19 protein-coding genes are annotated in these 21,348 nt (G+C 63.3%); 4 read left to right on the forward strand and 15 right to left on the reverse strand.

Features of this window, described 5'->3' with window-relative positions; genetic code table 11:
* Positions 1–266: 266 nt before the first annotated feature.
* On the reverse strand, positions 267–1,724 hold the full coding sequence (locus tag JF616_04995) for a hypothetical protein (protein ID MBW8887099.1): 1,458 nt from the start codon (positions 1,722–1,724) through the stop codon (positions 267–269).
* A complete protein-coding gene (locus tag JF616_05000; protein MBW8887100.1) occupies positions 1,721–2,539 on the reverse strand; it encodes a TIGR02147 family protein in 819 nt (272 codons plus the stop codon). Before JF616_05000 ends, JF616_04995 begins: the two co-directional genes overlap by 4 nt.
* A 241-nt stretch (positions 2,540–2,780) precedes the next feature.
* Here JF616_05000 and JF616_05005 point away from each other — a divergent pair, with 241 nt between their 5' ends.
* Positions 2,781–3,626 (forward strand): HAD family phosphatase, encoded by an 846-nt coding sequence (locus JF616_05005; protein ID MBW8887101.1) that lies wholly within the window; start codon positions 2,781–2,783, stop codon positions 3,624–3,626.
* A gap of 16 nt (positions 3,627–3,642) precedes the next feature.
* On the opposite strand, the gene JF616_05010 is transcribed toward JF616_05005, so the two are convergent.
* The 7 genes from JF616_05010 to JF616_05040 form a co-directional block, all read right to left on the reverse strand.
* Positions 3,643–4,836, reverse strand: a complete 1,194-nt coding sequence (locus tag JF616_05010; GenBank protein ID MBW8887102.1) for an MFS transporter — start codon at positions 4,834–4,836, stop codon at positions 3,643–3,645.
* Positions 4,837–5,628 (reverse strand): phosphoenolpyruvate hydrolase family protein, encoded by a 792-nt coding sequence (locus JF616_05015; GenBank protein MBW8887103.1) that lies wholly within the window; start codon positions 5,626–5,628, stop codon positions 4,837–4,839.
* A 10-nt stretch (positions 5,629–5,638) separates the two neighbouring features.
* Positions 5,639–6,868: a Tm-1-like ATP-binding domain-containing protein gene (locus tag JF616_05020; protein ID MBW8887104.1), complete on the reverse strand. Its 1,230-nt coding sequence runs from the start codon at positions 6,866–6,868 to the stop codon at positions 5,639–5,641.
* Positions 6,865–8,676 carry a sigma 54-interacting transcriptional regulator gene (locus tag JF616_05025; protein ID MBW8887105.1) on the reverse strand — a complete coding sequence of 604 codons (1,812 nt, stop codon included), beginning with the start codon at positions 8,674–8,676 and terminating at the stop codon, positions 6,865–6,867. Before JF616_05025 ends, JF616_05020 begins: the two co-directional genes overlap by 4 nt.
* A gap of 441 nt (positions 8,677–9,117) precedes the next feature.
* Positions 9,118–11,178 (reverse strand): response regulator, encoded by a 2,061-nt coding sequence (locus tag JF616_05030; protein ID MBW8887106.1) that lies wholly within the window; start codon positions 11,176–11,178, stop codon positions 9,118–9,120.
* A 1-nt stretch (position 11,179) separates the two neighbouring features.
* A complete protein-coding gene (locus JF616_05035) occupies positions 11,180–12,682 on the reverse strand; it encodes an AAA family ATPase (GenBank protein MBW8887107.1) in 1,503 nt (500 codons plus the stop codon).
* Between the two features lie 171 nt (positions 12,683–12,853).
* Positions 12,854–13,375 carry a paraquat-inducible protein A gene (locus tag JF616_05040; GenBank protein ID MBW8887108.1) on the reverse strand — a complete coding sequence of 174 codons (522 nt, stop codon included), beginning with the start codon at positions 13,373–13,375 and terminating at the stop codon, positions 12,854–12,856.
* Positions 13,376–13,429: 54 nt separating this feature from the next.
* Here JF616_05040 and JF616_05045 point away from each other — a divergent pair, with 54 nt between their 5' ends.
* Positions 13,430–14,137 carry a DUF1003 domain-containing protein gene (locus JF616_05045; GenBank protein ID MBW8887109.1) on the forward strand — a complete coding sequence of 236 codons (708 nt, stop codon included), beginning with the start codon at positions 13,430–13,432 and terminating at the stop codon, positions 14,135–14,137.
* A gap of 110 nt (positions 14,138–14,247) precedes the next feature.
* Here the strand turns inward: JF616_05045 and JF616_05050 are convergent, their stop codons facing one another.
* From JF616_05050 to JF616_05065, 4 genes are read right to left on the reverse strand one after another with little or no spacing between them, the layout of a single operon-like run.
* The gene (locus tag JF616_05050) at positions 14,248–14,670 is read right to left on the reverse strand and encodes an OsmC family protein (protein ID MBW8887110.1); all 423 of its coding nucleotides are present in this window, start codon (positions 14,668–14,670) and stop codon (positions 14,248–14,250) included.
* A 46-nt stretch (positions 14,671–14,716) separates the two neighbouring features.
* Complete coding sequence (locus JF616_05055) at positions 14,717–15,517, reverse strand: hypothetical protein (GenBank protein MBW8887111.1); 801 nt, start codon at positions 15,515–15,517, stop codon at positions 14,717–14,719.
* A 19-nt stretch (positions 15,518–15,536) separates the two neighbouring features.
* A complete protein-coding gene (gene can / locus JF616_05060) occupies positions 15,537–16,163 on the reverse strand; it encodes a carbonate dehydratase (GenBank protein ID MBW8887112.1) in 627 nt (208 codons plus the stop codon).
* A 53-nt stretch (positions 16,164–16,216) separates the two neighbouring features.
* Positions 16,217–18,319, reverse strand: a complete 2,103-nt coding sequence (locus JF616_05065) for a S9 family peptidase (GenBank protein ID MBW8887113.1) — start codon at positions 18,317–18,319, stop codon at positions 16,217–16,219.
* Positions 18,320–18,394: 75 nt separating this feature from the next.
* On the opposite strand from JF616_05065, the gene JF616_05070 reads away from it, so the two are divergent.
* Both JF616_05070 and JF616_05075 read left to right on the forward strand, forming a co-directional pair.
* The gene (locus tag JF616_05070) at positions 18,395–18,877 is read left to right on the forward strand and encodes an SH3 domain-containing protein (protein ID MBW8887114.1); all 483 of its coding nucleotides are present in this window, start codon (positions 18,395–18,397) and stop codon (positions 18,875–18,877) included.
* A 27-nt stretch (positions 18,878–18,904) separates the two neighbouring features.
* Positions 18,905–19,312 carry a hypothetical protein gene (locus JF616_05075; protein ID MBW8887115.1) on the forward strand — a complete coding sequence of 136 codons (408 nt, stop codon included), beginning with the start codon at positions 18,905–18,907 and terminating at the stop codon, positions 19,310–19,312.
* 118 nt (positions 19,313–19,430) lie between these two features.
* Here the strand turns inward: JF616_05075 and cynS are convergent, their stop codons facing one another.
* Both cynS and JF616_05085 read right to left on the reverse strand, forming a co-directional pair.
* The gene (gene cynS, locus JF616_05080; GenBank protein ID MBW8887116.1) at positions 19,431–19,874 is read right to left on the reverse strand and encodes a cyanase; all 444 of its coding nucleotides are present in this window, start codon (positions 19,872–19,874) and stop codon (positions 19,431–19,433) included.
* Positions 19,875–19,917: 43 nt separating this feature from the next.
* Positions 19,918–21,264 carry an alginate export family protein gene (locus tag JF616_05085; GenBank protein MBW8887117.1) on the reverse strand — a complete coding sequence of 449 codons (1,347 nt, stop codon included), beginning with the start codon at positions 21,262–21,264 and terminating at the stop codon, positions 19,918–19,920.
* Positions 21,265–21,348 lie beyond the last annotated feature (84 nt).

Below are 21,348 nucleotides of genomic sequence, written 5' to 3' on the forward strand. Positions count from 1 at the left end.
GGACGGGCTCTCCGTCTTGCGCCCTCGTTCATGCTTAAGGATAACGGGATTACGGCCCGAAGAGAACAAGACGAATTGGAACTTATTACACTATGCTCGCTTTTATTTGCTTTTTCTCGCCAATAATGGCCTTATTCTAGACACGATGAGAGAGTAATCGACCTTATTCTTATTACGGTTTATGCCAGATTGGAACGAATCCAGAGCCGAAAATCGTATTACGCCGAAGCGGAGTATTACTCGGAGAGGATTAAGGTAAGGGACGATTACCGGGCCGTGGCGGGACGGCCCTGGCGATCGAAGGAGATGGCAAGAACGCTTCCGGAGACATCCTTCACCGATCCGTGCATTCCCGCCGCATCGGCCGCGCCCGAGAAGACGGTTACCGCGCCATCCCGATAGAGAAGGCTGGCCTCCACCTCGCCTGCGGCGGGCCAGCGCCCATCGGCCACGGGCGCATCCGGCCGCAAGGAGAAGGAGAAGGCCTCATAGGCTTGATCGCGGTAATGCTCGGTCGTTTGCAAACGTACCAGGCTATCCGCGGCGAAATCCCCCGGCTTCGCCCCCAGGCGTACGGTGAAGGTCCGCGTGGCGAGGGAAGCGCTATTCGCCTGGGGAAACGTGCGGGTTACCATCCAGGCGGCCTCGTCCCCGGCGCGGAAGGCGGAGTCGGGCCCGGGGCCCCGGCCCTCCAGCACCAGGATGGAACCGTCCGCGCGGAGCTCGCTGCGGCGATAGCGGACCGCGTAATTGCGGGTGGAGTCCCGCGAATAGACAACCAGCCTTTCCGCGATCGCGACCGAAGCCCCCGTATCGCCGGGGTTACGGTCGGTCTCGATCACGTCGACCAGGTTGGTGTCCTTGGAGAAATCGATCACCGCCGAATCCCCGTCCGCGTCTAACAGGCGTACCGTCCGCAGGGTGTCGGTCCCCGAGGTCACTACCATCAGGCTGGCCAACAAGCGATTGTCCCCTCGCCGGTTGAAATCCAGATCCGGGCCGGCCGCGATGCGTTGGCTGAGGCGCGCGACTTTGCCGTCCGCCGCCTTGGCGGCAAGATCGAGATCGGCCAGGTTGGCGGCCCCCGGCTGCGGCGTCAGGAAGCCGTCGCCATCGGCATCGCGGAACGTGTATGTTTTCCAAAGACCCGTGTCGGCATAGCTAACCCTCCCCGAAACGAACAATACACCCGCGGGCGATCCGGGATGGGCCGCATCGACGGGGACGAATCTCGTGGTGTCCATTGTCCGGACGTTATCCTTCACTTGGCCGTGCACCGCTTCCACCGCGCCCTGGGCGGAGTCCACGATATGGATGGTCACGGTATCGAACGGGTTTCCGAAAGGCAAGGAGTCGATGGGAAAGGAACCACCATAATAATTGGTTTCTCTGGATGCGGAGCGCTTGGCCATGGGCGCATTCTCCGCGGAGCCCGCGCTACGCTTGGGTTGCGGCAGGCCCGCGCCGGCCGTATCCGGCGTCGAATCGGGAACGGATGCGGTGTCGTACATGCCGGGCGCGGTGCGCGGCGCGGACTTGAATCCGTTCCAATCCGCCGAATCGTCGCGGGCGGCGGCCGCGTGCTTGCCGAGGGGTTCCACGTCGTTGGGGATATCGTCGCCGCCGGCCACGCGGGTATTCTTCTCGGCGAAGCAGCCGCACAAGAATAGGAACGCGAACAGGGCCGATAAGGCGCGCAGTGGTGAGGGGGAGATTGGTTTCATGGCTTAATCCTCGACTTGGGCACGTAGGCCAGGCTCAGTTGCATGATCCGCTGGGGGGCGCGGTCCGCCTCCACCTTGCGGAACACGTCCGCGCGGAATTTCTCCACCATCTCGTTGATCTCACGGGCCAGCGCATCGCTGATGTTGAGGATCATGGTGGAAACGTGGCGCCTTTCCTTGGGCAGGCGATGCAGGGCCTCCTTGGCCTGGGCCAGCCATTCGCCGTTCAGCTGCCGGCCCAATCCCGGCATCAGCCCCCCGGGCTCCACCACCGATGAGGTGGTCTGATAGCGGCCGTCGGGGCCTTGCTCCACCAAGCCCCATTCGCAAAGATCGCGCACCAGTTTCTTCACCAAGGCGACCGGCACGGGCGGATCCAGGAAGGCGGCTAGGGCATCGTAGTCCCCGCGGAAGTCGAGCACCTCGATGGCGCCGCGCACCAGCAGATAGCGGAAATCCTGGTAATACTTGCTGAGTGCGGGATTGAGCCGGGTAAAGCGGCTGCGGTTGCGGCGCGTCGTGATCTGCTTATAGAAGAGATCCTTCTTCTCCGGCGTCTTGGCCTGCCCGAAGGCGGCCAGCAGCTTTAGGAATTCGATTTCATGGGGCTTGAGTTGGAACGCCTTTCCCATTCTCTCGGCGGCGTTGCCGCTTAAGGGTTTGAATCCCTTGATGACGTCGTTCAGGTAGCCGGGATTGGCGAAGCCGGCTTCGCGGGCGAATTTCCGGTAGGAATACTTCGGATCATCCACCCGCCTCTGGTGGTAGCGGTCCTTTAGGAAGAGCCGGAAATCATCGTATTGGTAGATATCCATAAAGCCGCCCGTCCCTGTGAATATACCTCCGGAAGGAATCTTTCAACTAAATGCGGGTAGAGTATTTATTACGGTTTAAAGGTCAATAATCAGAAATTATGGCATAAAATAAGAATGAATGGAATTGTTATTTTCGCAAACCGCAACCAATTGTATTACACCAGGATACCTTCTTCGTACCATTTAGGAAGACTGCCATCGGGGTCGACAAGGGAGGAAATTGAGGATAGGTTCTATTCCCATGTCCCTCGTTTACCGCCTCGTCATCACCGACATCGACGGAACCCTGCTCGCCGACGACGGCAGCCTGCCCCCGGACAACCGCGCGGCCTTGGCCCATTGCCGCGCCCGCGGCGTGCGCACCTGCCTGGCCACGGGTCGCCGTTGGACCACCTGCCGCCGCCTGCTCGAACGCCTCGATCTGTCCGGGCTCATCGATTACTGCATCCTGAACAACGGGATGATGGTGAAGGAGGTGGCCGGCGATCGCACCCTGTTCCGGCGCGACTTCCCATTGGATCTGCTGCTGCGGACCGCGGAACGGCTCAACGCCGCCGGGCTCGACCCCATCGTCCTGGGGCACAATCACGACGGGGCCACCACGGACGTATTCCATCGCCGGGACTGCCTCCTCAACGGGGACTTCGTCGCCAAGAACGCCGGCCATGAGCGCCACGTCGACGAGTGGCGGGAGTTGCAAGGCGAACACCTGGTGGAGCTGGTCCTGATCGGAACGCGCGCCGAACTGGAAGCCGCCGCCGGCCATCTCGCAGGCCTCGACGTGGAAACGGCCATCTTGCGGAACACTTACTATCTCGAATACATGTTGGAGATCACGCCAAAGGGCGTTTCGAAATTGCTGGGCGCCGATGAATTGTTGGGCCATCTGGGGCTTTCCCGCCATCAGGCCCTGGCCGTCGGCGATTCGCACAATGATTTGGCCTTGCTCGCAGGCATCCCCTTGTCCATCGCGGTGGCCAATGCCGATCCGCACGTGCTTGCCATCGCCCACGAGGTTACGGCCAGCAATGCGGAAGCCGGCTTCGCCCAGGCCATCCGGAGGCATATCCCGGATTTCCGCCTTTGAAGGGAAACCGGCGGGATTAGGCTGCGGCCGACGGCGTAAGCGTGGCCAGGGAACGGGCCCATACCGCTTGCCACGAACAAAGCATGAAGAGCACGATGCCGAATCCGGCCAGCGCTGGCATCAGTCCGAAGCGATCGGATAGGAATCCCAAACCCACGCTCGGCAATCCGAAGCCCAGATAGGCGAGGACGAAATACCCGGACACCGACCGGGCGCGATGGGCGCCGCCGCGGAGCGAAAGCTCGGCGAGACCGCCCAAATAGGTGAATCCGTAGCAGGCCGCGCCCGCCAACGCGGCGCCCGCAAGCACGAAAGCCATGCCGCCCGTCCAGGCCCCGTAGAGCAGGGATCCGTATCCGACCGGCAGGAGCGCCGCCCCTAAGAGGAGCGCCTTGCGGGGATGCATCCGACGCGCCCAGGGTTGCACGGCCGCACCCGTTCCGTTCACCAGGAACAAGGCATGCCCGGCCCAGGCGGACAAACCATGCCGGGCCAACTGCGCCGGCATCAGGGAGATGACCACGCCGGTCACCGCCCAAGCCAAGGTGATGGTCAGGCCGATGGGAACGCTCCCCTTCGGGAAATGGGGAAGCCGGAGCCAGCCGGCGCCTTGGATCCCCGGAGGCCGCGCGGAAGGCCGATCGGGCCGCATCGCCGACAGCATGGCGATGCAGAGGGCTGCCGCGGCGACGTGGATGGGGTAACTTGCGGGTTTCGGGGTGGCTCCGAAGAGCAGTAAGGTTCCCGTGAAGAGAGCGCCGCCCCCGAACCCCAGGGAGGTGGCAATGGCCACGTAGACGGCGGAGCGGCGAACGGCATCCGGTCCCGGCAAAGCTTCCGCCAGGTATGCCGTCCCGGCGCCCATGCTCAATCCCACCCCCAGGCCCTGCAGGACGCGCGCCACGAAAAGCAAATGCATGCCGGGCCGCCAGAGCATGAGGCCTGTCGCGCATAACGCGGCCGAAAGCCCCGCGAGGAGGACCGGTTTACGGCCCAGACGGTCGGAAATGCCGCCGAGGAAGAGCAGGCTGGGAAGGAGCCCGGCGATATAGGTCGCGAACATGAGCGTGGTCATGCCGTTGCCGAAGCCCGCGCGCGCCGCATAGGCAGGGTACAAGGGCATCTCGAGGTTCACCGCGCCCGTCACCAGGAAAAGCGCGCATCCTGCCGCGGCCGAGTCGAATGCGCGATAGGGCGGGCCAGGCCGCATTCAGCTGGCCGCCATCTGCCGCAAGGCCTTGATCCGTTCCGGACCGCCGGCCGCGAACACGCCATCGCAACCCTCCGAAGCCAGGGCCATAAAGGCCGCTTCGTCGGCGGGCGCGGAAAGATGATCCCCATGCAGCAAAAGCAGGGGGCCGCTTCCGTCCTTGCCGCGCGTCGCCTCGGGATAGGCGGCCCACGTCGCGCGCGCCGCGGATAAAGGCTTGGGAGTATAGTCGGAAGCGAGCCCCAGGTGCACGATCAGCGCGTCGCAGCCGGCCCCGGCGCAAGCGGCGGCGTCCTCCGGGGCGCAGGCGAACCCCACGGTGAAGAAGCCGGCCGCATGGGCCGCGCGCAGAAAGGCGATTTCCGACGCCACGCCCAATCCGGCCGACTCCAATTCGGCGCGGAAGAAACCGTCCACCAGCCCTAAGGTCGGGAAGTTGGCGATCCCTTCCAGCCCGGCCGCCCGCCAGTCCGCGAAGGCGGGGCCAGGCAGCAGAAAAGGATCGGAACCGCAGGCGCCCATGGCCACCGGGCAGGGCGCGCACAACTCCGGAAGGCGCGGGAGGCCCAGGGCGGCAGCCTCGTTGGCATTGCCCAAAGGCGCCAGAGCGGCCAACATCCCCGTATCCCCGCCGGTTTCGGGGACGAAGCCGGGATGATAAAGGATCAGGTCGGGGGACAAGGCCAGGCACGCCGAAGCCTCGGCGGCCGAGGCGCAAGCGGCGGCGAGTAGGAGTCCGCCCCCGCGCCGTTTATCCCGCCAATATCCCACGCGGGGCGATATACGTACCATACGTGTTACCTCAGGGGAATCCGCCCGGCCCCAGCACCTCTTCCAGCGAGGCCAGGGCGGCGCGGGCGAAACCCGGATCGTTGATGTGGAAGGGGACCCGCCGCACGCTGCGGAGGGCCGTCGGCCGGATTTCCTTTTCCAAGGTCCGGAACAAGGCCTCGTCGGCTTCGGGGTCCCGGAACGGCTGCCCGGGGGCGTCCAGGGCCGAGATGCCGCCTTCCGGCAAAAGGATCACGCAAGGGCCCGACCCCAGGTTCAGGCGCGCCGCCATATGTCTCGCGAAAGCCACGTTCTCTTCGGCGTTGGTGCGCATGAGCGTAACCAAAGGCGTATGCGCATATAGCTTGCGATGCCGGAAGCGGGCGGGAACGCTGGCGCGCGGGCCGAAATTGGCCATGTCCAAGGCGCCCACGCTCACCACCGCGGGAACGTCATGCGCAGCGATGGCATCGAAGCGGCCGGGAGCGGCGGGGAAGATCCCGCCCAAGAGTTCATCGGCGACTTCGGTGGTGGTGAGATCCATCAAGGCCCGGAAGGCGCCCTGCGCCGCCAATTCCTCGAGGGCGGCCCCGCCGGTGCCCACCGCATGGAAGGCCACGCCCTCCCAACCTTTGGCTTCCAAGGCGGTCCGGATCTGATCGACGCAAGCCGTGGTGACGCCGAACATGGTTAGCCCCACCGCGGGAGCCACCGGAACGGCCACCGCGGCCCCGCGGGCGAGTCCGGCGGCGGCGAAGGCGGCGTTCCGCAAGGCCGGCCGGGTGAGGAAATTCAGGCCCGCGATGTCCGCCACCGGGAAGAGCATGCACAGATCGGATGTGTCCACGTAGGCGCGGATATCGCCGCTGGCCAAGGTCGAGACCATCACCTTGGGAACGCCGCGCGGCAAGGCGCGCAGGGCCGGGGCGATGAGAGCGGTGCCTTCGCTGCCGCCCAGGCCTACCGCGCCCTGCAACCTTCCTGCGGACCACTCCGCGGCCAGGTAGTGCGAAAGCGCCTCGCCCATGGCGCGCATGACCGGTTCGCGATCGCGCTCGGAGAAGACCGGCACGCACCCCTCGGGATGATGCCGGGCCACCTGCTCCCGGCTCACGTCGGGGACGATGCGGGGCGGGCCCTTCAGGCTTACGTCCACCAGTACGGCTTCGGCGCCCGCTTCCTCGAGCGCCCGTCCCAGGTAAGCCAATTCCAGACCCTTGCTGTCGAGGGTGGCGATGGCATAAACGCGCGGCGCGTTCACCCCGCCTCCAGCCAGGCGTAGAAGGTCTTACGCGTCACCCCCAAGGCCGCGGCGGCCCGGCTCTTGTTGCCGGCATGGGCGGTCAGGGCGCGGCGCGCGGCTTCGCGCCGGTCCTTGGGCCCTTCTCCCTGGGGAGCGGCCCCGAAAAGGGCGGCAGGCGCCATCGGCGCCGGTCCGGCAATGGGAAAAGATCCCTTATTACCGGCGGGTTCCGCTTCGAAATCCTTACCCTCCAGAAGAATGCCGTCTTCCAGCAAGGCGGCTTGGGTGAGGACGTGGTGGAGTTCGCGCACGTTCCCGGGCCAGGCGTGCCTGCGGAGGCGGGCCAGGAAGCGTGGGGTAACTCCGGAGATACGTCGGCCGAGCAGGGTTTGCAGCCGCGCGAGCGCGTCCTCGATCAGGAGAGGCAAATCCTCCAGGCGATCGCGCAGGGGGGGCACCCGCACCGTCACGTTATTGAGGCGATGGTACAGATCGGCCCGGAAGCGCCCCTGTTCCACCAACCGACCCAGGGGCTGGTTGGACGCGGCCACCACGCGCACGTCCACGGGAATCGGCCGCTCGCCGCCCACGCGCGCGATTTCGCGCTGTTGCAGGGCGCGCAGCAAGGCCACTTGTCCGTGAGGCGAAAGGTCGGCGACCTCGTCTAGGAAAAGCGTCCCATGCTGCGCCAGTTCGAACTTGCCCAGGCGACGGCGATCGGCGCCGGTGAAGGATCCTTTTTCATGACCGAACAGCTCGCTCTCCAGGAGCTTGTCAGGTATGGCGCCGCAATTGACGGTGACGAAGGGATGGGTGGCGCGCCGATTATGCTGATGCAACTGGATAGCCACCAGCTCCTTGCCCGCGCCCGATTCCCCCTCGATATAGGCGCTGACGTCGAAAGGGGCCACCCGTTGGATGATTTGGAACAGCTTCTGCATGGCGGGGCTGCGCCCCAGGATGGGACCCAGGCCCGGGAGCGAGCGCTTGCCCTCGGGGAAACCGGCGGAAGCCCCCCGCGACTGGCTGATGACGCCCTTGAAGCGCCGCACCGTGGCATCGAGGATTCCCCCTACCGGGAGCCGCTCGAAAACCGATCCGCCGGCGAAACCGTCGAGCGGGCAGTACCGCAGCAATTCTTCGAGGTCATCGGGCTCGGTGACCGCGCCGCCGAAAACCAGGCAGCGGGGACGGCGCCCTCCCTTGCGGGCCGCGTCGAGCATGGCGTTTAGGGCGGCCTGGTTCAGTTGCAGCATGTCCCGCGTGGCATGCACGTCCTCGAACTGCCGGGTAAGCCCTAAATGCAGGATCAAGGTGCTGATGCCGGCCTCGGCGAATACACGCGCTTCTTCCGGATTGAAGACGAAGCCGAAGGCGGCGAAGCCTTCGGATTGGGCCGCCCGCAAGAGCGCTATCTCGGCGGCCACTCCCCGGCCGGCTTTTTCCCAGGCGGCGCGGAGGCACCCATCCAGAAAACCCGCGGCCGGCCAATTGCAAATGCCATACACGCCCAAAGCGCGATAGGCCTCCCACAAGGCGGCCGGCGGATACTCCGCATCGCCGGGAGCGGCGGCGGCCACCACCGGGATATGGTTGGCCGCGGCGGGAAGGATGTGCTCCCGCAGGAGTTTCAAAGTCTGGGAATTGGAATTCCCGAAGGGCAGAAATGAAGGCAAAGATCCATGGCCTAGATTGCGATACACCCCCGCGTTCAAGGCCAGGAGGAAATCCGCCCCGGCTTCGATCGCGCTGCGCGCGACCTGCCCGGAACCGGCCGCCACCGCCAGAATAGGCTTCCCGGAGCCCTGTGTATATTCCGTATCCATGTTTGGATACTAGAATAAAACCGACCTGTCTTTTTCGCATGGCAAACTTCGAATGGCGGAGGCATGGGGAAAGGGAAGAAACGGGAGAAGCGGGAGCCGCGAATCGACACGGGCCGGTTCGTCAAGGGTGGGGCTTAAGCGAACCAGTTTATGGCCCGTGCCGATTTTCTCGGTCGCGGCGGATCTAGTTGGATCAAGGATCGGCACGGGCTCAGTTCGTCGAGGGTGGGGCTCAAGCGAACTTGTTACTAACCCGTGCCGATTTACCCTTGCATCTAGGGTCGGCCCTTTAGACCGACGTTCGCGAAAAAATTATTGCAAGGGACGTGCCATGACCGCGGGGAACAAGAAGACCGGAATTCATCCTGAAAGGGGCCTTCCAGGCCGCACGAAATTTCTTTTGTTTACCGCGGCACTGTTTACTCTATAAACAGTTTCGCATCAGCGGTTCCCTTCCGCGGAAGGATCACGACGGACGGAATCGGGAACGCGGCCATTGCCTTTGATCGCGGGTCCGGGCGCGTGGTTCCCGCCCAACAACTCGCGCACTTTTTCGAGCAAGGAAGCCGGCGGGAACGGCTTGTTCATGAAGGCGGTCTCCCCGTCCAGAACGCCATGATGCAAAATAGCGTCATCGGTGTAACCCGATATGAAGAGCACGCGCATGGAGGTCCGCTTGCGGCACAATCGCTCGGCCAGTTCGCGGCCGCCCATCCCCGGCATCACCACGTCGGTGATCAGCAGATGGATTTCCCCCGCATAACCCTCGGAGGCCGCCAGCGCCTCGTGGCCGTTGCCGGCTTCGATGACCGTGTACCCTTGCGCTCCCAGCAATTGCCTGAGGAAAACCCGCACCGAGGCTTCATCCTCGGCCACGAGCAAGGTTTCCTTGCACTTCTCCCGCGATGGATGCAGGGCATGCGGGCCGTCCGGTTCTTCCTTCGCATCCCCCGTCGCCACGGGGAACAGGACATCAAAGGTCGAGCCGCGCCCCGGCGAGGATTGCACCCCGATATGGGCGCCCGTCTGCTGCACGATGCCGTAGACGGTGGAAAGGCCCATGCCCGTTCCCTTGCCCACCGCTTTGGTCGTAAAGAAGGGTTCGAAGATGCGCGCTTTCACCTCATCGGACATGCCCACGCCCGAGTCGCGTACGCTCAGGACCACGTAGTGCCCCGCGGGGACGTTGCCCAGGTTGGGATCGCGGCGGCCGTCGCGGCGCTCATGCCGGGTCGAGATTTCCAGGCGCCCGCCCATGGGCATGGCGTCGCGCGCGTTCAGGGCCAGGTTCAGGATCACCTGCTCCACCTGGCTGGGATCGGCCTTGATGCTGGGGAGCTGCGGCTCCAGGCGGCAGACATGCTCGATGTCTTCCTGCAGCAGGCGCTTCAGCATGCCCGACATGCCCTCCACGATGCGGTTCACGTCCACCAGGCGGAAGGCCATGATCTGCTGGCGGCTGTAAGCCAGCAACTGGTTGGTGAGCGCCGCCGCGCGCTGGCCCGAGCGGAGGATTTCGGACAGCCCCAGATGCAAGGCGTTCCTATCGTGCAGTTGGCCCATCAGGAGTTCGCTATAGCCGTTGATGGCCGTGAGCATGTTGTTGAAATCGTGGGCGATGCCCCCGGCCAGCTTGCCGATGGCCTCCATCTTCTGGGCCTGCACCAGGGTTTCCTTGCCCAGGCGCAAGTCCTCTTCCACCTGCTTGCGATCGCTGATGTCCATGGCCGCGCCGATGAGCCGCACGGGTCGGCTTTCGCGATCCCGGAAAACCTTGGCGCGGGTGTACATCCAGCGGATGCCGCCCTCGGGCCGCAGCACCCGGAATTCCATTTCGCAATCGTTGCCGGTCTCCACCGCCCAGGCCACCGTATCCCGGAAGGCCCGGCTGTCTTCGGGATGGATGCGGGCCATGAAGGATTCCAGGCGCGAACCCAAGGTCCCGTCCAAAAGCCCCAGGAATTCGTGCAGACGCGGCGAAGCCAGGAACCGATCGGAGCGGATTCCCCATTCCCAGGCCCCGATCTTGCCCGAGTCCAACGCCAAGCGCAAGCGTTCTTCATTCTCGCCGAGGGTGAACAAGGTGCCGCGCAACTGGTACTGCCTCTGGCGCGCGCGCTGGGCCATCTTCAGGATGGAGAGCAAGGTCATCTGGCGGAAGGGCCGCTCCAGGAAGGTGACGTTGCCCGAGGGCGCGAAGGCGTTCAAGGTGTTGAGGCGGGCTTCGTTGAGCTCGCCGCTGCCGGTCAGGATCACGATGGGGATATCGGACCAGGGGGGTTGGCGCGCGATGGTTTCCTGGAGGCGGGGAAGCTCGGTTACGCTCAGGCCTTCTTCGGCCAGGAGCAGCACGCCCACGCCTTCCGCCATTTCCCCGAGCACCTCTTCCAAGGTGCGGCACGCTTGCGCCGGGAATCCGGCGCCGCGGAGCACGGAGCAGGCGATTTCGGAATCGCGTCCGATCGGAGCCAGCACCAGAATGCGATCATCCCGCACGGCCATTTTAGCGTGAGCCCCCCACGGCCGCCGAAAGAATGGATTCGGCGCCGCCGATGTAGTCGGGCACGCCTTTCAGCACGCCCCGGAATTCCTTGAGCGGCTCCCCCACCACCAGGCGCCCATCGCGGACGGCCAGTTCGCGGATGGCGTTCTCATGGAAGCCGCTGCGCTTCTTGATGACGGAGATGGCCTTCTTCAGGAGACCGCCGAACTCGAAATACCGGAGCAGGACGACGGTATCGGCAAGGTAGGTGAGATCGGCCGGGGTGCTCATATCCCCCAGGATGCCGTGCTGGGCCATGACCAGGATGGAGGCCACTCCGCGCTGGCTCAGGTAGGCCAAAAGCTCGTGCAGTTGCAAGAGCAGGAATTTTTCCTCGGGCATGGCGTTCATGTAGCCGTTCAGGCTGTCCACGATAACCATCCGGAATCCCTCTTTATCCGACATATCGCAAATGGAATGGGCCATTTCCCCGGGCGAGATTTCCGCCGCGTCCACGTGCCGCAGGACGATGTTCCCGGAGCGGATATGCTCCTGCATGCGCAATCCCAGATCCTCGGCGCGCTGCACGTAGGTATGCAGGTTCTCGTCGAAAAGCAGGATGATTACGCGCTCCCCGCGCTCGGCGGCGCTTACGGCGTAATGGGAGGCGATGCTGGACTTGCCCGCGCCCGCCGGCCCGATGAGGAGGGAACCCGTGCCCCGTTGGATGCCGCCGCCCAGCAAATCGTCCAACTCGGGAATCCCGCTGGGGATGGGGCTGATGGATGTCGGCGCGGCGGGCCTGATAGATACCTTGAGACGCGGGAAAACCGCCAGGCCGCCGGTCACGATGGAGTAATCATGGCTGCCGCTTTCGTATTTCATCCCGCGCATTTTGACGATGGAAAGCTGCCGCCGCTCGGCGCCGAATTCGGATACCATGCGCTTCATGGCGATCACCCCATGGGCGATGCTTTGCACCAATTGCTCCGGCTCTCCCGGGCCCCGATCCTCCAGGAAGATCACGGTGGCGCCTTTGCGGGCGAAGTAATGCTTGAAGGCCAGCATCTGGCGGCGGTAATGCAAGGCATCATGGGCCAAGAGGCGGAACTCCGAAAGCGAATCGATTACGATCCGATCCGGAGCCGATCGATCGATGCGCTCTTGCACTTGGCGCACGGTTTGCATCAATTCCACCTCGGAGGGATGGAACAGGGTATTGGGGGACTCCACCATGCTTTCCTGATCGGCCGCGGTCAATTCCAAAAGCTCGATCCCGTCCAGGTTCCAGCCGTGGGAGTCGGCCACCGCCTCCAGTTCGTTCTTGGTTTCCGAAAGCGTGATATACAGCCCCTTCTCCCCCGCCAACGCCCCTTCCAGCAGAAACTGCAAAGCCAAGGTGGTTTTCCCGACGCCGGGATCCCCCTGCACCATATAGAGGCGATGCCGGGGAAATCCCCCGTGGAGGACATTATCCAGGCCGGTGATTCCGGTTTTGCAGAGTTCGGTCTCTAGAACGGGCATGCGGACTCCATCCAATCCCCGGGCGCCAAATCCGGTTGGAAAGGCCATTCGCCTTCCCATTAGTGTGTTTTCCGAAAATAAATTTCTGCCGAAAAGGGAAAAGAACAATCTAACGGGGGAAACCGCTGAAACCCCGTTAAATAGGGGATTTATCCGGACTTTCGAGGCCGGTTAGCCGGGCCGGATCCGGCCAATATCCTCGGCCGGCTCCAGGCGCAATACCTGGGCCGACGCCACCGACAAAAGGCAGGCGGCCAGGAAGTACCAGAAGCCGGATTCCAACTGCGCCGAGACGCCCGCCGCCGATCCCGCCGCCAGATAAGCCAGGAAGATCCCCATCACGAAAACGTCCGCCATGGACCATTTGCCGATGAGGCTGACGAAGCGGTGCGCGAGGCGCCGCCCGGGAGCGCGGCGGAAAGCCAGGACATAGAGCAGGGCCAAGGCTTTCGCGCAAGGCACGATCACGCTGAACAAAAGGATCAGACCCGCCACCAGCAGGTTACCCGTATCGTAAAGGTTACGGACGGTCCCGAGGATGCTGCGGGTCTGGTGGTAGATGGCCACCTTGCCCAGGAACGGCAGGGCCGGCGAGATATCCAAGGTGAGGGCGGGCCGCGACAATCCCGGCGCCAGGCAGGCGAAGGAAGCCAGGATGAGAAGCAAGGCCAGGGCGTTCCGGAGGTTCGGCATCGCCCCAAATTAATTAATTTGGCCGCAGCGCCCGGCGGGCGCCGAGAGGGATCCATGCAAACATCCAAGGACTTGGTCACCTGCTCCGTGTGCGGACGCCAGCTGCCTCGGCGCACCTGCACGCCCGCCTCGGCTTTGAGGCCGAGTTTGGCGGAGCGCGTCCGCCAGGACCATCCCGGCTTGGCTTCGGAGAGCTACGTCTGCTTCCAGGATCTCTCCCGCATGCGCGCCGCCTGGGTGAACGAAATGCTGATGACCCAGAAGGGCGAGCTTTCGCGGATGGAAGACCAGGTCATGCAAAGCATCCGCCAGGAGGAGATCCTGGCGCGGAAGCTGATGCGGGAGGAGGAACAGAAAAAAGGGACGTTCGGGCAGCGCGCGGCGGATCGCCTGGCGCGCTTCGGCGGCAGTTGGGGCTTCCTCATCATGTTCGCTTGCATCCTGGCGACCTGGATAACCCTGAACGCGGTGCGAGGCGGGCGGGCCTTCGATCCCTACCCCTTCATCCTCCTCAACCTGATCCTATCCTGCCTGGCCGCGGTGCAGGCCCCCATCATCATGATGAGCCAGAACCGCCTGGAGAAGCGGGATCGCAAACGGTCCGAAAGCGATTACCAGGTGAACCTGAAGGCCGAACTGGAAATCCGCAGCCTGCACGAGAAGATCGATCATCTACTTGATCACCAGTGGCACTACCTGATGGAGATCCAGCAGATCCAATTGGAGCTGATGGAGGAAATCGCCAACCGGGGGAAAGGGTGAGGAAAGATTGGTTTGGTCGGGGGTAAGTAAGGGTAAAGGGTACAGGGTAAAGGGTGTAGAATTGGACCCGTTCTTCCTTTACCCTTTACCCTTTACCCTTTACCCCTTCTTCAGGCCAACCGCGCGTCGAGGTTGATCGTCACGGCGGCCAGGGCCGTCGCGATGGGGCATCCCTTCTTCGTCCCTTCGGCGATCTGCAGGAACTTGGCCTGATCGATGCCAGGCACCTCGGCCTGGGTCTTCAGATCGATCTTGGTGATGCGGAAACCCGCCTCCACCTTCTCGATCCAAACGTCCGCTTCGCTTTGCACGCGCTTAGGCGAGAAGCCGGCGCGGCCCAGATCCGCCGATAGGGCCATGGAGAAGCAACCCGCCAAGGCCCCGCCGATCAATTCTTCGGGATTGCTGCCGTTGCCGTTCTCGAAACGGGAAGCGAAGGAAAAGGGCTGCTCGAACCGCCCTCCGATGGACATCTGTCCGCTTCCGCTCTTCAGGTCTCCGAGCCAGGTGGCTTTGGCTTTACGTGCCGGCATGGGCTACTCCTTGGGGAAAGGTTGGATTCGTGCGAAACTAGCTTTCTCAGGGCAGGGACGAAAGCCGATAACTCAGCCCCAGGGACAGTCCGTATTCCCGGTCTATCCCCAATCCGGCCGGTTTGACCTCTTGACCGCCGATTTGCCCGGCGAAGGAAAAGGCCCACGGCCCCGAAGCGCGGTCCAGGCGTATCATCCCCAGGGTCGTCGCCCCGCTCCAGTTATAATCGCCCAAGCCCGCCCAGGCCCGGTAATCCCCCAGCTTCATCCCGATTCCGGCATTGCGGCCTCCGCCCCCCGACAGGTAGGGATTGGAACCCGCGGCCTCGGCGGTGAGATAGATGGAACGGGTGACCCCCAGGCGCAGGCCCAGGACGGGGGCGATGGCCTTCTTCTCGGCGTCCTCGACCCCCAAGTTGAAAAGCGCATAGGAAAGCCCGAGGTTAACGCCCACGCGTTCCCAATCGAATCCCACATAGGCTCCGCCCTCGAAGGCCCGCGGGGAGCGGGTATCCCCCAAGGTGTTATCAGTCTTGGCGCTGTCCATCACCACGGTAAGATCCTGGACGATGAAATCGGCGTGGGTGCCGAGGGTGGTCAGGCCGGGCATCAAGCGCCGTAGGACGGAAGCGTCAGGATCCCGCGCGCCCGTTTCCATCGTATGCCGCAAAGCGACTTGGCCTTCCCAGTATTCCGAATCGAAATCGCGATGGCACCCGGAAAGATGGTAAGTGCCGCGACCGGCGGAGGCGCGCACGTAAGTACCGGAGGTATCGGGGATGTCGAAGCCCACCACGAAGGGAAGGGCGATCGTCAGCGGCAAGAGATAGGCGCGGCGTAACCGCATGGAACCTCCGGACGGGAGTTTAACGGATTCCCAATTGGCGCATTTCGAGGATGGAGGAGACGGAAACGTCCATGTCGCGCAACAGCCCGTTGTTGATCCCGTAGATCCAGCCGTGAACGGTCAGCTCCTGGCCGGCGCTCCACGCTTCCTGGACGATAGTGGTATTGCACACGTTGTAGACCTGGCTCACCACGTTGATCTCGCACAAGCGGTCGATGCGCTTGACCGGGTCCTGGATGGCTTCCAATTCCTTCTCGTAGTGGTAGTAAGTGTCCCGCACGTTGCGCAGCCAATTGTCGATCATCCCGTGGGGCCGGTCTTCCAAGGCCGCCGCCACGCCGCCGCAGCCGTAGTGGCCGCAGACGATGATATGCGCCACCTTGAGCACCGAGACGGCGTATTGCATCACGGAAAGGCAGTTCATATCGGTATGCACGACCAGGTTGGATACGTTCCGGTGGACGAAGAGTTCGCCGGGCAGGAGCCCGACGATTTCGTTGGCGGGCACGCGGCTGTCCGAACAGCCGATCCACAGGTACTTGGGCGATTGCTGCTTGGAAAGTTTCTCGAAGAAGTGGGCGTCCCGGGTCAAAATCTCTTTGGCCCATTGCCGGTTGTTGTCGAAGAGGCTCTGCAAAATGTCCATACGATTAACGGTAATAAAATCCCGCCTGGAAATTATATCCGTCCCCTTCCAGCCTACTCCACGCCCAGGACCGCGACCAGGAAGGCCCAACGATCCGCGGTTTCCTCGATCACCTTGGACATGGGCTTCCCGCCCCCGTGCCCCGCCTTGGTCTCGATGCGGATCAAGGCCGGGCCCGCCGCCGGGACCCCGGCCACGGCGGCCTGCAGGGCGGCGGCGAACTTGAAGCTATGCGAAGGGACCACGCGATCATCGTGATCGCCGGTCGTCAGGAGCACGGCGGGATAGGCCGTACCCGGCTTGAGGTTGTGCAAAGGCGAATACGCCATCAGGATCGGGAACGCGCCCGCATCGTCCGGGCTTCCGTAATCGGAGGCCCAGGCCCAGCCGATGGTGAACTTATGGTAGCGCAGCATGTCGAGCACGCCCACCGCCGGCAATACCGCGCCGAACAGGTCGGGCCGCTGGACCATGCAGGCCGCCACCAGCAGGCCCCCGTTACTGCCGCCGCCGATGGCCAGGCGCTTGGGCGAAGTGTAACCCTCGCGGATGAGCCATTCCGCCGCCCCGATGAAATCGTCGAAGCCGTTCTGCTTCCGTTCCAGGATCCCGGCCGCATGCCATTCTTCCCCGTACTCCCCGCCGCCCCGGACGCAGGCTACGGCCAGCACGCCGCCCATCTCCAGCCATGGCAGGCTCCCGGCCGAGAAGGAGGGCGTGAGGCTGATGTTGAAGCCGCCGTAACCGTACAGGTATACCGGCAGGTTCCCGTCCTTCGCCAGGCCCTTCTTATGCACCAGGAAAATCGGTATCCGGGTGCCGTCCTTGGAAGGATAGAAGGCTTGCGAGGTTTCGAAGGCGGAAGCATCGAAGTCGAGCGTCGGCGCGCGGAACACCGAGCTGACATGGGTGCGGAAATCGAGGCGGTAGATGGTGGTCGGGAAGGTGAAACCCGTGAACGCGAAAAAGGTTTCCATATGGCCGCGTTCCCCGGTGAATCCGCTCACCGTGCCCAGCCCGGGCAGGGCGATCTCGCCCAAGGGCTCGCCCGCGAAAGAGAAGGTGCGCGCCACCGCGTGGGCGTCGCGGAGATAAGAGGCCACCAGCCGCTCGCCCACCGCATGCGCGCCTTCCAGGGTTTCGGGGGATTGGGGGACTATCTCCACCCAGGCGCCCGTATCGCCGTCCAAATCGACGGCCACCACGCGGCCGCGCGGCGCATCGAGATCGGTCAGGAACCATAAGCGCCGCCCGATATCGGCGGCCAAGGAATATTTCGCCCGGAAGTCGGGGATCAGCTCGCGCACGGGGGAGGCCGGATCGGTGAGGTCCTTCCAAAATACCAGGTTCTTGGGATCGGTGCCTTTCCAGACGGAAAGGATCAAGGTGCGGCCGTCTTCGCTCACTTCAGGGGAAAATCCCCAGTCGGGCTGGTCGGGACGGTGATAGATGAGATCGTCCTTCTCCTGGGGATCGCCCAAGCGATGGAAGTACAACTTTTGGAAGCGGTTGATGTCCTCCAGGCTCTCGTCGGAGCGGGCGCGCCCATCGGAGCGGGCGCTTCTGTCGAATCGGGCGCTTCTGTCGAAGCGGCCGTAAAAAAAACCGGATCCATCCTTGGCCCAGGCCACCGATGAGAACTTGATCCGTTCCAAAACGTCGGGCAGATCGATCCCGTCTTCCACGCCGCGTACGCGCCAGGTCTCCCAATCCGAACCCGAGGCCGAGGTCCCGTAGGCAAGCAGTTCCCCATCATCCGAAAGCCCCATGGTGGCCAGCGCGACGGTGCCATCGGCGGAAAAAGCGTTGGGATCGATTAGTACGCGCGGTTCCGCGTCCAAGCCGCGCTGGACATAGAGGACGCTTTGGTTCTGGAGCCCGTCGTTCTTGAAGAAGAAATAGCGGTTCCCCTTGCGCCAGGGGGTCCCGTAGCGTTCGTAATTCCATAACGCGGTGAGCCGTTGTTGGATGCGGTCGCGGGCGGGAATGGCGCGGAGGAATCCGAAGGTGAGCCGGTTCTGGGCTTCCACCCAGGCGCCGGTTTCGGGGGAATCGAGATCTTCCAACCAACGATAGGGATCGGCGATTTCGACTCCATGGAGCACGTCGCGCTGATCGGATTTACGGGTAGTGGGATAGGCAAGGGATTCCGGCATCCGGAAAATATAACCCGATAAAGGGTCGCGCATTTACCCGATGCGAATAGGCATTCCCGATCGTAAACTCCGGATATGCCCCTAAGCGTCTATCTGCTTGCCCTCATCCTGGGTTCCCGCGAGGAGTACCAGGCTTACGAGGAGTGCCGAAGCGCGCGGCAAGCCACTACGGTCTGGAGCATCGGCGCGCCGGGAGCCAAGCTTCGCGCCCGGGAGAGCCTCGAATCCCCTACCGTGGAACTTCTGCAAACGGGCGAAGACATCATCTTGATCGATCGCTTCGACGGGTCCGGGACCTACCAAGTTCGGACCGCCCGAGGTCTCCATGGGTATGTCCGGATAGACGACGTCATCAAGGTGGTCTACCCGCCGCGGGATACGGCTTCCGAGGGATGCCCCTTGCCCAGCGTTCTCCGTTTGGTCCATCCTCTTCTCCATTACATCGCGGGTCCCATTAAGATCGATCCGGGTCCGACTCCGGAAGAACTGAAGACCCTGGAATTGGAGGAGGCGCCGCCCTCGAAAGCCCGGGACTCCGGAACCGGCCGCAAACGATAAATCTCCGAGTTGCTAATTTCCCGTCCGATGAATCGCAAAAACGGAATGTTCTACCTGGGCCTGTTCCTGTTGATCGGATTCGTCTTCACGGGCATGTATCTCCGATACCACGTCAAGCCGGCCTTGGGAGATGACATCGCCCATCGCATGATGGCCCGCGCCAATCATCTCTATTTGCTTTTCATATCCCTCTTGATCATGACCGCGTCCCAAATCGACGTTACCAGCCGCGCCGCCTGGATTCGCCGTACCACGGCCACAGGCAAGCTTCTGCTTTGCGCCTCAGGACTGCTGCTGGCGCTCGCCGTATTCACGGATCATTCGGGCGGGACCCGGGATCGCGTCACGACGTTCTATGGATGCATTGCCGCCTTAGCCGGAGGGTTGGCCCTGGCGGCCGGCGTATTCGGGCGCCGCGATTCCGGAGCCATTTAATCGGAGGACCCGGGCCGAGGGCGCCCGGGCGAGAAGTGGTCAGGGACCACTTCTAGGGCGGATCGGGGTCCGGTCCGATCCGCCTAAATGGTTTTCCGATCTCCGTTGGCGGTTCTTATCAGTAGCTCTTGTACGGCAGGAATTTCCCGCTCATGACGATGCGTACGCGATCGCCCTTGGGATCGGGCTCCCGCGCGATGTCCATGCTGAAATCGATCGCGCTCATGATGCCGTCCCCGAACTCTTCGTGGATCAGCGCCTTCAAGGTCGTCCCATAGACGCTTACCAACTCGTAAAAGCGGTAGATGAGCGGATCGGTGGGGACCGCGGTGGGGAGCGATCCCTTGTATGGCACCGTTTGCAGCGCGGCCACGGCCTCCGGGGGGAGTTCGAAAAGCCTTCCCAAGGCCTCGGCCTGCTCAAGCGAGAAGGTCATCTGCCCCAGTAGGCCCGCGGTCGTCCACTCCTTGCTCTTGCCTACGGCCTGCGCCGCCTGGGCCCAGGCGATCCTCTTTCGCGCCTTGGCGGCCAGAACGAGCGCGGTGGCTTCGTGACGATCCATGGTAACCTCCCCGTTAACGGTCGGCGGCTTAGGCCGCCGCCTTTCAGAAGTTGAAGGTGGGCATGAAATACAGGAACACGCCGTTTTCGCTCGGGCCGCCCTTCGCGAGGGTCGCCTTCGGAACGCCGGGGAAGGCCTGGGAGGCCGCCCCGAGCAGGTAGGCATCATCGCCGGGGATGAAGACTCCGGCGCCGAATACGATGTTGGACTTGGGATACCACGCGACGTGCGCTTCCAGATCGATTTCCGATCCGTAGGGATTGTCGATAGCGGACGGCGCGGCTTGGGGCGCGAAGAAATGGTAGGCGGGTTTCAAGGTCAAGCGCGAATTGCCGGTGGGCCCGGGCAGGAAGCCGAACTCGCCGTCGACGCGGTAATCCACCACGCCATAGCGGGGATTCGCCCCGAAGTAATCCATCCAGCCGTAAAGGTTGTGGGCGAAATAGTAATTGGCCCGGTAGGTGTGGTATTGGTCATCCGTCGGATCGTCGTCGCCGCTCATGACGTCCACTCCCAGGCTCGCCTTCTGGCTGCCCATGACGATCCCCAGGCGGGTTCCCAACTGGAACGCGGCGCTGGTCTTGTCGAGATTCCTGTTGGTCTTCAGCTCTCCGGCTTGCCAGATGAACTCCTCTTCGAATGCGACGATGCCGAATTTGCCGGCGACGCGCTCGCCGTAGTATTCCAAATCGTAATTGGCCGTCGTGTCCCCGTTGTGTATGGTCGTAAGGCGATTCTGATCGTAGAAGCTATAAGCTTCCGCGACCAGGTCCGGGGTGATCTGGTGGCTGTAGTATAGGCCCCCGAGCGCATCATGATCCTTGGTGACGGTGGCATTGGTGTCGCGCACCAGGAAAGCCATGCCGGTCAGGTTGCCGGGATCGAGGTTCAAGTTGAAGGACCAACCGTCGAACTGGCGGGAAGTAGGGCTCCATTCCAAGGTGCTCAGGAAGCGGCCGGAGCCGAGGGACATCTTCTGGCGGCCCAGGGCCGTCTTGAAAGGGCCTTGCTCCACGGCCACATAGCCTTGGGTCAGATCAACGCCGGCGCGGTTTCCCACCGTGGCCGAAGAAGGATTGTTGGCCGCATTGGGCTCCGATCCATAGTAGCGCACGTCCTGGACCTCGACCTTGATTTCGACCGACGGCGAGGGCACCGCCACGAAACCCAGGCGCGTACGCAACTGGCTGTTGAGGAGCGACTTCTTCGTCGAGGTATCGGCCATCGCTTTCACATCGTATTCGGTGCGGGTGCGGACTTGGCCGTAGAAGGGAGGCTGGGGCGTAGCATAGGGCGATTCCGGCGGCGCCGCCGCCAGGACCGGCAGCGCGCTCAGGGCGAGCAGCGCGGTCAGGGAAAACAGGGTGATTGGGGGGTTCGGGGCTCTCATACTTCTCCTTAGAGTTTCAGGTTCAGACAGTCTTCTCCCTAGGCGGACCTGGAGGTACGCGAGCGGGCATGATGGTTTCCAAGG

The organism is Fibrobacterota bacterium, assembly GCA_019509785.1.
GTDB lineage: Bacteria > Fibrobacterota > Fibrobacteria > UBA11236 > UBA11236 > Chersky-265.

Excerpts from the sequence above, each read along its gene's own strand:
- JF616_04995 (MBW8887099.1), bottom strand. The coding sequence starts at position 1,724 with ATGAAACCAATCTCCCCCTCACCACTGCGCGCCTTATCGGCCCTGTTC.
- JF616_05000 (MBW8887100.1), bottom strand. The coding sequence starts at position 2,539 with ATGGATATCTACCAATACGATGATTTCCGGCTCTTCCTAAAGGACCGC.
- JF616_05005 (MBW8887101.1), top strand. The coding sequence starts at position 2,781 with ATGTCCCTCGTTTACCGCCTCGTCATCACCGACATCGACGGAACCCTG.
- JF616_05010 (MBW8887102.1), bottom strand. The coding sequence starts at position 4,836 with ATGCGGCCTGGCCCGCCCTATCGCGCATTCGACTCGGCCGCGGCAGGA.
- JF616_05015 (MBW8887103.1), bottom strand. The coding sequence starts at position 5,628 with ATGGTACGTATATCGCCCCGCGTGGGATATTGGCGGGATAAACGGCGC.
- JF616_05025 (MBW8887105.1), bottom strand. The coding sequence starts at position 8,676 with ATGGATACGGAATATACACAGGGCTCCGGGAAGCCTATTCTGGCGGTG.
- JF616_05030 (MBW8887106.1), bottom strand. The coding sequence starts at position 11,178 with ATGGCCGTGCGGGATGATCGCATTCTGGTGCTGGCTCCGATCGGACGC.
- JF616_05035 (MBW8887107.1), bottom strand. The coding sequence starts at position 12,682 with ATGCCCGTTCTAGAGACCGAACTCTGCAAAACCGGAATCACCGGCCTG.
- JF616_05040 (MBW8887108.1), bottom strand. The coding sequence starts at position 13,375 with ATGCCGAACCTCCGGAACGCCCTGGCCTTGCTTCTCATCCTGGCTTCC.
- JF616_05045 (MBW8887109.1), top strand. The coding sequence starts at position 13,430 with ATGCAAACATCCAAGGACTTGGTCACCTGCTCCGTGTGCGGACGCCAG.
- JF616_05050 (MBW8887110.1), bottom strand. The coding sequence starts at position 14,670 with ATGCCGGCACGTAAAGCCAAAGCCACCTGGCTCGGAGACCTGAAGAGC.
- JF616_05055 (MBW8887111.1), bottom strand. The coding sequence starts at position 15,517 with ATGCGGTTACGCCGCGCCTATCTCTTGCCGCTGACGATCGCCCTTCCC.
- can (MBW8887112.1), bottom strand. The coding sequence starts at position 16,163 with ATGGACATTTTGCAGAGCCTCTTCGACAACAACCGGCAATGGGCCAAA.
- JF616_05065 (MBW8887113.1), bottom strand. The coding sequence starts at position 18,319 with ATGCCGGAATCCCTTGCCTATCCCACTACCCGTAAATCCGATCAGCGC.
- JF616_05070 (MBW8887114.1), top strand. The coding sequence starts at position 18,395 with ATGCCCCTAAGCGTCTATCTGCTTGCCCTCATCCTGGGTTCCCGCGAG.
- JF616_05075 (MBW8887115.1), top strand. The coding sequence starts at position 18,905 with ATGAATCGCAAAAACGGAATGTTCTACCTGGGCCTGTTCCTGTTGATC.
- cynS (MBW8887116.1), bottom strand. The coding sequence starts at position 19,874 with ATGGATCGTCACGAAGCCACCGCGCTCGTTCTGGCCGCCAAGGCGCGA.
- JF616_05085 (MBW8887117.1), bottom strand. The coding sequence starts at position 21,264 with ATGAGAGCCCCGAACCCCCCAATCACCCTGTTTTCCCTGACCGCGCTG.